Consider the following 12,068-nt stretch of genomic DNA (forward strand, 5'->3'; position numbering starts at 1 on the left):
AGCGGATGCCGTGGGCGGATGCCGCGGCCTGGTGTACCCCCGGTCGGACTCGAACCGACACTGGAACGATTTTAAGTCGCCTGTCTCTGCCATTGGACTACGGGGGCCAGCGCCTTCGAGCCTATAGAACCGGCCGGGCACTCGGGGCCTGCGGGGCGCCCGCGCACGCCGCCGCGCTGGTTAACGCCGACAGCGCGGGCCGCCTGAGCGGTCCGCGCTGTCTGGTGTTGCTCGAACAGGTGTGCGCGAGCTACTTGGCCTTCGGGCGCGAGGCGAACTCCTCGAACGCTGCGCGCGGGGTCTCCACGGCGACGATCGATGCGAGGTCGCGGCCGACGAAGAGGTTGATGACCCAGTTGCCGATGACGCGGATCTTGCGCTCCCACGTGGGCATGGCGAGTCCGTGGTATCCGCGGTGCATGACCCAGGCGGGGAAACCGGTGATGCCGATGTTGCCCTTCTGGAACACACCGACACCCAGACCGAGGCCGGCGACGGCTCCGGCGGGCTGGTGGAAGTAGTCCTTGACGTCTTCGCCGCGCAGCGTGGCGACGATGTTCTTCGACAGCAGCTTTCCCTGGCGCACGGCGTGCTGGGCGTTCGGAACGCAGAAGCCGCCGACACCCTTTCCGGTGAGGTCGGGAACGGCGCTGACGTCGCCGGCACCCCAAGCGTCGGCCACGACACCGTCGTCGTTGATGACGCGGAGGTCGGCCTGCACGCGCAGGCGTCCACGCTCTTCGACGGGGAGGTCGGTGTTGCGCAGCATCGGGGAGGCCATGACGCCGGCGGTCCACACGATGGTGTCGCTCTCGAACGTCTCGCCGGTCGACAGCTCGATGACGCCGCCCGTGGCCGACGACAGCTGCGTGTCGAGGTGGATCTGCGCGCCACGCTCGGCGAGGTTCTTGATCACCCAGAGGCTCGTCTTGTGCGATACCTCGGGCATGATGCGGCCCATCGCCTCGATGAGGTGGAAGTGCGTGTCTTCGAACTTGATCGTCTTGTAGCGCTTGACGAGGGCGCTCGCGAAGGAACGCATCTCGGCGAAGGCCTCGATGCCGGCGAAGCCGCCGCCGACGACGACGAAGGTGAGCAGGCGGTCGCGCTCGGGACCGGCGGGCAGGTGCGCGGCCTTGTCGAAGTTGGTGAGGATGCGGTCGCGCACGGCGATCGCCTCTTCGATGTTCTTCATGCCGATGGCCTCGTCGGCGACACCCGGGATCGGGAAAGTGCGCGAGACGGAACCGGCGGTGACGACGATCTGGTCGTACGCGAACTCGTAGTTCTCGCCGATGGGGGGCTCGATCGTCGCCGTCTTCGTGGCGTGGTTGATGCCGACGACCTTGGCGGTGACGATGTCGGTCGTCTTGAGGTGCGCGTGGTGGGGCACGACCGCGTGACGCGGGTCGATGGAGCCTGCCGCGATCTCGGGCAGGAAGGGCTGGTACGTCATGTACGGGCGCGGGTCGACCATGGTGACCTCGGCCTCGCCAGCGCGCAGCTGCTTTTCGAGCTTCCAGGCAGTGTAGAAACCGGCGTAACCGCCGCCGACGATAAGAATCTTGGGCACGAGTCTTGCTCTCCTCAAAGGGGGAATGGATGAAAGTCACCTACGACGGTGGAAGCCACAGGACAATCTACTCCCTTCGGCGCGCTGCCCTAAATTGCCGCACACCCGCGAGAACGAGTAAGACGAACGAGGCGCCGAAGACGGCGAACAGCAGCACGGGGATACCGACGTCGCGCCAGAGGCCGAGAGTGAAGAACGGTTCGTCGTTCGAACCGCCGCCGGATGCCCCGGGCCCGGGCGTCGCGGAGGCGCTCGGCGTCGGGGCGAGAGTCTCGGCCTCCGGGGTGACGGCCTGCGCACGGCGGTTGATGCGGATCCACTCGCCCAGGTCGCCCATCGGATTGGCCGTGACGGCCGGCACCGTCGCGGAGACGGCGGCCGCGGCATCCACCAGTCCGTAGCCGTAGATCGGGTCGGCGCCCTCGACGCCGGCCGGGGTCGCCGTGGCGATGATGCGCTGGATGACGTTGGCCGCGTCGAGCCCCGGGTGCGCGGCCCGCACGAGGGCGACGATACCGGCCATGATCGGGGTGGCGCCGCTCGTGCCGTCCCAGAGCACGTAGCCGTCGCCGGGAACCGCGCCGACGAGCTGCTCACTTGGGGCCGAGACGGCGATCGAGATCCCCTGCGACGAGGCATCCCAGCTGGCCTCGCGGTTGCGGTCGACGCCGCCGACGGTGAGCACGCCGGGCATGGTCGCCGGCGCCCCGACCTGCGAAGTGCCGCTGCCGCGGTTGCCGGCCGCGGCGACGATGACGACGTCCTTGTCCATGGCGTACTTGAAGGCGTCGTCCCAGCTCGTGGGCCACTCGAGGGTGTTGCGGGTGAGCGACATGTTGATGACGGTGGCGCCGTTGTCGACCGCCCAGCGCACGGCGTCGGCGATCTGGTCGTCGGAGCTCGGCCCGTTCGACTCGCTGAAGCCGATGGAGATCGCGAGCAGCGAGGCACCGGGGGCTGCGCCGATCACGCCGGAGGTGCCGCGGCCGCGGCCGGCAGCGAGCGAGGCGACCATGGTGCCGTGCGAGCTGTCGTCGGAACCCACCGGGGTCTGACCGTTCGCGGAGCCGACGGTGGAGAAGTCCACTCCCCCGACGACGGCGCCCGCGAGGTCCTGATGGGTGCCGTCGACGCCGGTGTCGATGATCGCGATGGTCTGGCCTGCGCCGCGGGAGACGTTCCACGCCTCGCGGATGCCGTAGTCGTCGAGCCAGTACTCCCGGTCACGGATCGAGTCGGCGTGGGCGGGGGCGGCGCCGATGAGAACGGATGCCGCGGCGAGCAGGAGCGCGACGGCGGGGGTCGCTCTACGCGGCGAGCGGCCGGTGGTCAAACGCACTCGCAGACCAGCGGGCTCCAGGCGACGCGCTCGAGCGCGAGGTCGCCGATGGGGTTCACGCCGGGCCCGGCCGAGAGCGAGTGTCCCGCGAGGGCGTGCAGGCACTTCACCCGGGTCGGCATGCCGCCGGCCGAGATGCCGTCGATCTCGGGCACGTGCCCGAGGCTCTCGCGGTCGGCGAGGTACGCCTCGTGCGCGGCGAGGTACTGCGCGGCGATGTCCTCGTCGGCGAGCAGCTCCGACAGCTCGTTCATGACCTGGGTCGCCTCGAGGGTCGAGATCGCCGCGGTCGCCGCGGGGTGGGTCAGGTAGTACAGGGTCGGGAAGGGCGTTCCGTCGTCGAGCCGCGGCTTTGTCGCCACGACCGTCGGGTTGCCGCAAACGCAGCGCGCGGCGATGCCGATGACGTTGCGGGCCGGGCGTCCCAGCTGGTGGGAGACGGCGGCGATGTCCGCCTCGGTGGGCGGCGCGAAGGGTGGGGTGCTCATGGAACGGGTACCTGGGGGGTCTCGAGGTCTGCGGCCGAGGCATCCGTCAGTCCCGCCGTGAATACGGAGGAGACCATGGTCTGGAGCCAGTCGACCTGTGTGGTTTGGATCTCGGTGCTGATCGGCACGCCGTCGGCCGCGGCCGCGACCTCGCCGTCGTTCTTCACGAGGTAGGTCAGGTCGCCGGGGAAGACGTAGACCATGCGTGCGCGCGCCTGTGCCTCGATGTACGCGGGATCACTCCAGCGCGCCGCGTCCTCGGTGAGCTGTGTCACCGATTCCTCCTTGTCTTTGACGGCGCTGGAGAGCTCCGCGAGCTGCTGCTGCTGCTCGATGACGAGCCGCAGACTCGGGGCCAGCACGACGACGGCCAGGATGACCAGGCCGAGCATCATGAACGTGAACCCCGAGAGCCGGATGTTGCGCAGCCAGTGCTCGGGAGCACTCTCCATCTGCGGCAGCGCGACGGGAACCTTCTGCGTGCGCTGCCGACGTGCCATCTTTCGACCCTAGGCGGTGAAACGTGGGAAAGCGCTGCGACCCGCGTAGACCGCTGCTTCTCCCAGTTCTTCCTCGATGCGCAGGAGCTGGTTGTACTTCGCGACGCGCTCGCTGCGGGCGGGGGCGCCGGTCTTGATCTGGCCGGTGTTGAGCGCGACGGCGAGGTCGGCGATCGTGGTGTCCTCGGTCTCGCCCGAGCGGTGCGACATGACTGCCGTGTAGCCGCTGCGCTGCGCGAGGGAGACGGCGTCGAGCGTCTCGGTGAGGGTGCCGATCTGGTTGACCTTGACGAGGATCGAGTTCGCGGTGCCGAGCGAGATGCCCTTGGCGAGGCGCTTCGGGTTGGTGACGAACAGGTCGTCGCCGACGATCTGCGTCTTGCTGCCGATGGTCGAGGTGAGCTCGGCCCAGCCCTCCCAGTCGTCTTCGTCGAGCGGGTCTTCGATGGTGACCAGCGGGTACGCGGCGACGAGCTCTGCGTAGTAGGCGCTCATCTCGGCGGCGCTCTTGCTGCCGCCCTCGAACGCGTACGAGCCGTCCTTGAAGAACTCGGATGCGGCGACGTCGAGACCCAGCGCGATGTCCTTGCCGGGCGTGAAGCCGGCGGCGGTGATGGCCTCGACGAGGAGGTCGAGGGCCGCGCGGTTGCTCGACAGGTTGGGTGCGAAGCCGCCCTCGTCGCCGAGTCCGGTGGACAGGCCCTGGCCGTGCAGGATCGACTTGAGCGCGTGGTACGTCTCGACGCCCCAGCGCAGGCCCTCGCTGAAGGTCTCGGCGCCGACGGGCAGGATCATGAATTCCTGGATGTCGACGTTGGAGTCGGCGTGCGAGCCGCCGTTGATGACGTTGAGCATGGGAACGGGCAGCACATGCGCGTTGGCGCCACCGACGTAGCGGTAGAGCGGCTGCTCGGCGGAGTCGGCGGCGGCGCGGGCGACCGCGAGGCTCACGCCGAGGATCGCGTTGGCGCCCAGCTTCTTCTTGTTGTCGGTGCCGTCGAGGTCGATGAGCTCGGCGTCGATCGCGCGCTGCTCGGCGGCGTCGAAGCCCTCGATCGCGGGACCGAGCACGTCGATGACCGCGTCGACGGCCTTCTCGACGCCCTTGCCGAGGTAACGCTTCTTGTCGCCGTCGCGAAGCTCGTAGGCCTCGAACGCTCCCGTGGATGCGCCGGACGGAACTGCGGCGCGAGCCACGGTGCCGTCTTCCAGGAGGACTTCGACCTCTACGGTCGGGTTTCCTCGGGAGTCAAGAATTTCGCGGGCGCCTACTGCTTCGATCAAAGCCACGGGTGGTTCTCCTTACAAAGATGGTGGATTGTCCGTTAGGCATCTTACTCGGGCGGGGTTTGCTCTCCCGCGCCGCCCGCCGTGTTCACCAGACCGTCGGCGAGTGTTGACCTGTCGATCCAGGCGCGCACGGTGGCGTTGAACAGGTCGACGTTCTCGATATTCCACTGGTGGTGCATGCCGGGCGCGGTGGCGGTCTTCACGCCGTCGATGCGCGCCAGCACGGCGAGGGAGTCGACGCTGATCGCCGTGGAGTCGCTGCCGCCGGCGACGGCGAGGACTGTTACTGGCGCACCCGGGTTCTGCTGGCCGAGGTTCTGATCGGCCGGGTTCTGTTGGCCAACGTTCGGCCGGCCGAGGTTCTGCCGGCCCAGGTCCTGCAGCACGCTCGGGGGCAGCCCGCGCACGGTCTCGGCGAACACCGCCAGCGCGGTCTCCCGGCGGATGCCCAGGCCGGTCTCGACGAACAGCTCGACCGAGTCGGCGGGCAGTCCGTAGCCGCGGGCGAGGAAGTGCCAGAACCAACGGCGGTTCCAGGCGGCGAGCATCAGCCGCCCGGAGAGCTTCGTGGCCGGCGACGGCGGAGTGATGCTGGCGCTGGAGACCAGCAGGCTCGTCACCAGACGCGGGTGGCGCGACACGAGGTGCAGACCGACACCGGCGCCGAGCGACAGCCCGACGACGTGGGCGGTGCCGCCTTTCGCCCGGGTCTGGATCAGGCCTGCGACGTTGTCGGCGGCATCCGCCATCGACACCCACGGCTCGTCGTTGCTCGTGCCGAAGCCCGGGAGGTCGGGCACGAGCAGGTGGTGGTCGTCGAATGCGGGGATCTGCTCGCCCCACATCCAGCCGGCGACATTGCCGCCGTGCAGGAAGACGATGGTGTCGCCGGCGTCGGGGTTGAACTCGAGGTGTTTCATCGCCTGCCTCCCGCGTCAACCGCGCGTTCCGTCGACGTCGGGGTTGCGTCGGCATTGACGATCGCGAGCGCGTTGTCGATCAGCCGGTCGAGCTGGGCGGCGAGGAGCGGCTCGTCGACGCCGAAGTCGACGCCGTCTTGATGGGATTCGAGTCCGAGCCAGGCCGCTTCGACGAGCGTCGTCCCCTCGGCGGTGAGCTCGACGGTGTTGGCGCGGGAGTCGGTGGTGCTCTTGGTCACCGCGACGAGTCCGATGTTCTGCAGAACGCCGACGCGCTGCGTCACCGACGCGCGCGAGACGCCGAGGTTGCGGGCGATCGCCTGCTGCGTGGTGGGCCCGAGCACGCGGGCCATGAGCAGCACGAGAAACGGCGCGTAGTGGATGCGGTGCACCGAGAACAGATAGTCGTCGGCGATCCGGTCGAGCAGGACGGTCGCGCGGTGGAGCTTGAACGCGGTGCTGTCGGTGAAGTCGGGCTGGTCCATATTGTTAAGTATCTAACAATGTTGCGGCTCGAGCAACGCCTTCTCGCGAGGTTGTCGTGGAGATTCAGGAGTCAGAGCCACGCCCACACCGGTCGGCCGCGGGATGGTGCGGGTGCGCGGCTGGGGGCGCATCCGTGCTCCTGAATTCCCGATGGGGCGGTCGGCCGTCCCGCTCTAGCGAGTCGGTGGTCAGGCGGCGGGTCAGACGGCGGGGGTCAGGTCGCGCCACTCCAGGTCTTCGACGGTCGTCGTGTCGGGCTTGACTGTCGCGACGCGGAGGAAGCCCTGCGCGGCGAGCGAGTCGAGCAGCACGCGCGTGTTCTTCGTGCTGCGCTCGAGCCGCACGCGCTTGCCCGCGGCGACGAGCTCGGCCTTGAGCTCCATTAGGCGCGCGGGCTCGACGCTGTCGTCGTAGATCAGCGCGGCCGTCTCCGCGGCGAGGGTGTCGGGCAGGTCGGCGAGGTCGACGATGCGCTCGAATCCGAGGGAGAAGCCGGCGGCCGCGACATCCGTGCCCAGGAATCGTCCGATCATGCCGTCGTAGCGTCCGCCGCCGCCGAGCGAGTAGCCGAACTCGGGGTGCGTGACCTCGAAGATCGTGCCCGTGTAGTAGCCCATGCCGCGCACAAGGAACGGGTCGAACTCGAGCACGGCGCGGTCGACCTCGCCGAGCATCTCGCCGATGGCGGCGAGCTCGGTGATCGCGGTCTCGTCGACGCCGTCGGGCAGCGACGCGCGGATGGCGGCCTCGCCGAAGCCGAGATCCATGGATGCCTCGGGCCGGTTCAGGAACTCGGCGAGCGCCGCCACCGGCTCGGCCGGGAATGCGCGGTCCTTGAGCTCTTCGACGACACCGCCGACGCCGAGCTTGTCAAGCTTGTCGAGGGTGATGAGCACGGCGGAGTGCGACGAGGTGGGGAAGCCGAGGGCCGTGAGCATGCTGGTGAGGAGACGGCGGTCGTTGATGCGGATGCTGCAGCCGTCGATGCCGAGAGCGCGGACGGTCGCGGCCGTCGCCGAGATGAGCTCGACCTCCGCGAGCGGGCCGGACTCCCCGATGATGTCGATGTCGCACTGCACGAACTGGCGGTAGCGCCCCTTCTGCGGGCGTTCGGCGCGCCAGACGGGTGCGATCTGGATGGCGCGGAAGACCCTGGGGAGCTCGCCGCGGTGCGTTGCGTAGAACCGGGCGAGCGGAACGGTGAGGTCGAAACGCAGCCCGAGGTCGGCGAGCTCGAGCGAGTCGGTGGCCTGGTGGAGGTCGTCGGCGGTGAGTCCGCGCTTGAGCACCCCGAAGGCGAGCTTCTCGTTGTCGCCGCCGAGCCCGGCGTGCAGACGGGCGCTGTCCTCCATGACCGGTGTCTCGATCTCGTCGAAGCCGTGAGCGGAGTAGGTGTCGCGGATCACGCCGAGCACCCTCTCGCGCTGGGCCTTTTCGGCGGGCAGGAAGTCGCGCATGCCGCGAGGGGCGTTTACGGGGGAAGCCATGACTCCAGTGTGCCAGCCTCCGGGTGCCCGGGATGTCGAGGGGGGGGGTGAGGCGGGGCGCTCGAGATTCATCCGCGAGATTGACGCGCCCGATGCCGGTCGAGCCGTACGCTCGGATCATGACGACAACTCAAGGCATCGAGGTCGAGCACGTCGGTCGCTCCTTCGGCGACGTGCACGCCGTGCGGGATGCGAGCTTCATCGCCGAACCCGGCACCGTGACCGCCCTCATCGGCCCGAACGGTTCAGGCAAGACGACGCTGATGTTGATGCTGGCCTCGCTGCTGCGTCCCGACACGGGCACCATCCGCATCGGCGGCTTCGACCCGAGCGAGAACACGGCCGAGGTGCGCTCGCTGCTCGGCTGGATGCCCGACGTTCTCGGATCGTGGTCGAGCCTCAGCGTGCGCACGACGCTCGAGATCACCGGGCGGCTGTACCGGCTCGACAAGGCCGCCTCCGCCGCGCGCGCCCACGAGCTGCTCGCGCTCGTGGGACTCGAACACCTCGCCGGCCAGCCGACCCGGGTGCTCTCCCGCGGGCAGAAGCAGCGGCTCAGCCTGGCGCGGGCTCTCGTGCACGATCCGAGCATCCTGCTGCTCGACGAGCCCGCCTCGGGACTCGACCCCGCGGCCCGCGCCGACCTGCGCACGCTCGTCCGTCGCCTCGCCTCGGAGGGCAAGACGGTGCTCGTCTCGAGCCACGTTCTCGCGGAGCTCGACGAGATGGCCGACGGCGCCGTGTACATCGGAGCCGGCGTTACCGCCTCGACGGAGACAATGGCGGCGACGCGGTCGACGCTGCGCTCGTGGCGGATCAAGGCGACGGATGGCGCGGCGCTCGAGACTGCGCTCGTAGCCAGCGGCATCGCGCCCGCAGACATCGGTCGGGATCGCACTGAGTTGCTCGTGGCGCTCGAAGGCGAGACCGCGGCATCCGAACTGCTCGCGAAGCTGGTGAGCTCGGGGGTTCTCGTCAGCACGTTCGCTCCCGCGGTCGGCGATCTTGAACACACTTTTCTCGACCTCAGCAAAGGATCCAACCGATGAGCGGCTTCTTCTCCGGTGTCGGCGTCGTTCTGTCGCTCGAGCTGCGGCAGCGCGTGCGCGGCGTCGCCTGGTACGTGCTGCTGGGCGTGTTCGTTGTGCTCATCGCGATCGTGACCACGCTGCTCACGGTGGCGCTGAACGGCTTCGGCATGAGCACGACGGAGCGCGGCGTCGGCGCGGGCATCTACTCGACGATCATCTACTTCGTGCTGCTGCTCGGCACCCTCGTCGTTCCCGCGCTCAGCGGCAATGCGATCAACGGCGATCGTGACGCGGGAACGCTCGCGACGACGCAGATCACCCTCATCACGACGTGGCAGCTGGTGCTCGGCAAGTTTCTCGCCGCGTGGATCACCGCCCTCGCGTTTCTCGTCGCCGCTCTGCCGTTCATCGTCTTCTCGGCGCTCGTCGGCGGGCTCAGCCCGGTCACCGTTCTGGTCTCCGCGGCCGTGCTGGCCGTCGAGCTGGGCGTCGTCGCCGCCATCGGCGTCGGGCTCTCGGGCATTCTGACCCGCTCGCTGTTCTCGATCGTTCTCACCTATCTCGTTGTCGCGGCGCTGAGCATCGGAACGCTCATCACCTTCGCGCTCGGCGGCATCACCGTGCAGACGGAGCGAACCACCACCGTCATCAGCGGCGTGGAGTACGACTCCGACGGCCGCACCCTCGAGTGCGGCGAGCCGATGGTCACGCCGCAGACGGTTCCGCGGTTCGACCTGTTCTGGGGCGTTCTCGTCGCGAACCCGTACGTGCTTCTCGCGGACGCCGTTCCGACGACCTACAACAACGGCTACCCCGACGACCTGTTCGGCTACATCAAGTTCGCGACCCGCTCGGCGCAGATCACCCCGCAGGACTCGGTCTACAACGAGTGCGACCCGAACGCCTCGAATACCGCATCGCCGACCGCCGAGGAGACGATCGATTCGACGATTCCCGGATGGTTTGTGGGGCTCTTCATCCACCTCCTGCTCGCCGGCGGCGCCCTGTACTGGGCCTGGGCCCGCACCGACACCCCCGCCGGTCGCCTCCCGAAGGGAAGTCGCGTCGCATAGTCCCAGGACGAACGCGGGTCACGCAGCAGGAGGGAGGCGGCGGGTCGCGTAGCCCAACGGCGAGTCGGACCCGAAATGCGGATTCCGAAGGGGACCGAGCGGGACGCTCGAAAGGTAAGCCGAGCGGGCGGTGCCGAAGTTGAGCCGAGCCGGAAGCGCGAAAGGGAGCCGAGCGGGCGGCGCCGAACGTAAGCGAAGCCGGACGCGCGAAGGGGAAGCCGAGCGGGCAGTGCCGAACGTAAGCCAAGCGGGACGCGCGAAAGGGAAGCCGAGCAGGCGGCGCCGAACGTAAGCCAAGCGGGACGCTCGAAAGGGAAGCCGAGCGGGCGGCGCCGGAGGGAAGCCGAGAGCCGGGATCGGAAGTGAGCGATCGGCATCACGCGCTCTCCCGGCGGCGCAAGTCTCCATCCGCCAGAATGCCCTCCGGAGCCGATGTCACCGCTCGCGCGAGCTCCCGCTCCCGCTCCCGCAGCAGGTCGCGCATCGCCGCGCTCTTCGACGGCATGCGCCTTCGCGTTCGGCTCGCGTCGACGTCGGCGGGCGGCACGAGGAAGTACTCCGAGCCAACTCGCTCGATCTCCCAACCGTTGTTATGCAGGAGCAGGTGGTGGAACTTGCACAGCAATACCCCGTCGGCGATGTTCGTCTCACCTCCGTCTCTGGCCCAGAAGTTGATGTGGTGCGCCTCGCACATCGACGGCGCACGTTCGCAATTGCCGAACAGACAGCCGCCGTCTCTCACGGCGAGGGCTATTCGCTGTTTCTTGGTGAAGAACCGCTGTTCCCTGCCGACATCGAGCGGCTGACCGAAAGCGTCGATCGTGACCGGCGTTATGTCTGCGGTGCAGGCGATGCGAGCGACCGTGTCGATCGATATCGGGTCGGACGATCCCTCGATGCGCCCGTGGCCGCTGCCGGTCTCGAGCGCCTTCTCCGTGACTAGGACCCGGATCGCCGCGGCGCCTGTTCCGAGCAGTTGGCTCGAGTCGGCATCGGCTCCGGCCTGCAGCAGGCCCAGCATCGTGTCGGAGGCGAGCTGCTCGATCGAGCGCGGATCGTCGAGGATGCGGTCGGCGGTTTCTTTGTTCGAGCCGCTGACGAAGCGCACACCGCGCTTCGGCGAGGTGGCGCGATCGTAGAGCTCGGTGACGACCGCGTAGCTCTCGGGCTCGAGCTCCCAGACGATGCGCCCCATGCCGTTCGGCAGCCGATAGTGCCGCAGCGACCTGCGCTCGAAACGCTCGCGTTCCCGCTCGGCGATGCCGGCCTCGTCGAGTTCGTCGCGCAGTTCGCGCGCCCGGCGTTGCAGCCGGTCGACGTCGAGCGTCGCCGCCTCGGTGACCAGCAACGCCGCAGCAGCCGCAAGAGCGTCGGCATCGACGGCGGCACTCGGCGACCCGAGCCCCGTGCGAATCGCATCGGCCGCGCCGACCGGTAGAGAGCCGTCGGCCACGGCGGCGACTACCGACGCCAGCCATGGCTCGAACGATGTCTCGACGGCGGCCTCGCGCACCATGCGCCCCACGCGCACGGCCGTGCCCGCATCGCGTCCGCTCGACCCGGTGGTCGCCTTGACCATCTCCTCAGGGCTGCGATAGCCCTCCCTTTGCGCGAGACCGGAGTGACCGAGCTCACGTGTGGACCGGGCAGCGATCTCACCGGCGACGAGAGCCAGATGCGCCTCGGCCAGATGCTTCTCCTGCGCGGCAAGTCGGCTCAGCTCGACGAGAGCCGCGTCATCCGTCGCTTGGAAATCGGCGACGTTCTTCGACACCGCGGACAACGCGGCGACAGCAGCAGCGAACTGCTCTGTGAGGCCGGATGCTGGGGTCGTTTGCATGCCTCAATTTTCCCACTTCGAAGGTATGTTCGAACAGATTC

At 68.7% G+C, this 12,068-nt stretch carries 11 protein-coding genes and 1 tRNA gene; 2 read left to right on the forward strand and 10 right to left on the reverse strand.

The features are described from left to right. Positions 1-34: 34 nt before the first annotated feature. From ABIE21_RS09060 to hisS, 9 genes are all read right to left on the reverse strand, one after another. Positions 35-107 (reverse strand) — tRNA-Leu (locus tag ABIE21_RS09060). A 143-nt stretch (positions 108-250) separates the two neighbouring features. After that, complete coding sequence (locus ABIE21_RS09065) at positions 251-1,573, reverse strand: NAD(P)/FAD-dependent oxidoreductase (RefSeq protein WP_354024499.1); 1,323 nt, start codon at positions 1,571-1,573, stop codon at positions 251-253. 67 nt (positions 1,574-1,640) lie between these two features. Then, positions 1,641-2,918: a S8 family peptidase gene (locus ABIE21_RS09070; RefSeq protein ID WP_436232335.1), complete on the reverse strand. Its 1,278-nt coding sequence runs from the start codon at positions 2,916-2,918 to the stop codon at positions 1,641-1,643. Further along, positions 2,903-3,400, reverse strand: coding sequence for a DUF501 domain-containing protein (locus ABIE21_RS09075; RefSeq protein ID WP_354024501.1), 498 nt, complete (start codon positions 3,398-3,400; stop codon positions 2,903-2,905). Before ABIE21_RS09075 ends, ABIE21_RS09070 begins: the two co-directional genes overlap by 16 nt. Next, entirely contained in the window at positions 3,397-3,900 is a 504-nt protein-coding gene (locus tag ABIE21_RS09080) for an FtsB family cell division protein (RefSeq protein WP_354024502.1), read from the reverse strand. Before ABIE21_RS09080 ends, ABIE21_RS09075 begins: the two co-directional genes overlap by 4 nt. A gap of 9 nt (positions 3,901-3,909) precedes the next feature. Beyond that, entirely contained in the window at positions 3,910-5,190 is a 1,281-nt protein-coding gene (gene eno / locus ABIE21_RS09085) for a phosphopyruvate hydratase (RefSeq protein WP_354024503.1), read from the reverse strand. A gap of 44 nt (positions 5,191-5,234) precedes the next feature. Beyond that, positions 5,235-6,110, reverse strand: coding sequence for an alpha/beta fold hydrolase (locus tag ABIE21_RS09090; RefSeq protein WP_354024504.1), 876 nt, complete (start codon positions 6,108-6,110; stop codon positions 5,235-5,237). Beyond that, complete coding sequence (locus tag ABIE21_RS09095; RefSeq protein ID WP_354024505.1) at positions 6,107-6,595, reverse strand: MarR family winged helix-turn-helix transcriptional regulator; 489 nt, start codon at positions 6,593-6,595, stop codon at positions 6,107-6,109. The genes ABIE21_RS09090 and ABIE21_RS09095 overlap by 4 nt, the downstream gene beginning before the upstream one ends. Positions 6,596-6,796: 201 nt before the next feature. After that, positions 6,797-8,083, reverse strand: a complete 1,287-nt coding sequence (hisS, locus tag ABIE21_RS09100) for a histidine--tRNA ligase (RefSeq protein WP_354024506.1) — start codon at positions 8,081-8,083, stop codon at positions 6,797-6,799. Positions 8,084-8,202: 119 nt separating this feature from the next. On the opposite strand from hisS, the gene ABIE21_RS09105 reads away from it, so the two are divergent. Then, complete coding sequence (locus ABIE21_RS09105) at positions 8,203-9,132, forward strand: ABC transporter ATP-binding protein (protein WP_354024507.1); 930 nt, start codon at positions 8,203-8,205, stop codon at positions 9,130-9,132. Beyond that, positions 9,129-10,187, forward strand: coding sequence for an ABC transporter permease (locus tag ABIE21_RS09110; protein WP_354024508.1), 1,059 nt, complete (start codon positions 9,129-9,131; stop codon positions 10,185-10,187). Before ABIE21_RS09105 ends, ABIE21_RS09110 begins: the two co-directional genes overlap by 4 nt. 376 nt (positions 10,188-10,563) lie before the next feature. On the opposite strand, the gene ABIE21_RS09115 is transcribed toward ABIE21_RS09110, so the two are convergent. Then, positions 10,564-12,027 carry an HNH endonuclease signature motif containing protein gene (locus tag ABIE21_RS09115; RefSeq protein ID WP_354024509.1) on the reverse strand — a complete coding sequence of 488 codons (1,464 nt, stop codon included), beginning with the start codon at positions 12,025-12,027 and terminating at the stop codon, positions 10,564-10,566. Between the last annotated feature and the right edge of the window lie 41 nt (positions 12,028-12,068).

Source organism: Conyzicola nivalis (genome assembly GCF_040548875.1).
Classification (GTDB): domain Bacteria; phylum Actinomycetota; class Actinomycetes; order Actinomycetales; family Microbacteriaceae; genus Conyzicola; species Conyzicola nivalis_A.

Coding starts and splice junctions, on each gene's coding strand:
- ABIE21_RS09075 (WP_354024501.1), bottom strand. CDS start 3,400: ATGAGCACCCCACCCTTCGCGCCGCCCACCGAGGCGGACATCGCCGCC.
- ABIE21_RS09080 (WP_354024502.1), bottom strand. CDS start 3,900: ATGGCACGTCGGCAGCGCACGCAGAAGGTTCCCGTCGCGCTGCCGCAG.
- ABIE21_RS09090 (WP_354024504.1), bottom strand. CDS start 6,110: ATGAAACACCTCGAGTTCAACCCCGACGCCGGCGACACCATCGTCTTC.
- ABIE21_RS09095 (WP_354024505.1), bottom strand. CDS start 6,595: ATGGACCAGCCCGACTTCACCGACAGCACCGCGTTCAAGCTCCACCGC.
- hisS (WP_354024506.1), bottom strand. CDS start 8,083: ATGGCTTCCCCCGTAAACGCCCCTCGCGGCATGCGCGACTTCCTGCCC.
- ABIE21_RS09105 (WP_354024507.1), top strand. CDS start 8,203: ATGACGACAACTCAAGGCATCGAGGTCGAGCACGTCGGTCGCTCCTTC.
- ABIE21_RS09110 (WP_354024508.1), top strand. CDS start 9,129: ATGAGCGGCTTCTTCTCCGGTGTCGGCGTCGTTCTGTCGCTCGAGCTG.
- ABIE21_RS09115 (WP_354024509.1), bottom strand. CDS start 12,027: ATGCAAACGACCCCAGCATCCGGCCTCACAGAGCAGTTCGCTGCTGCT.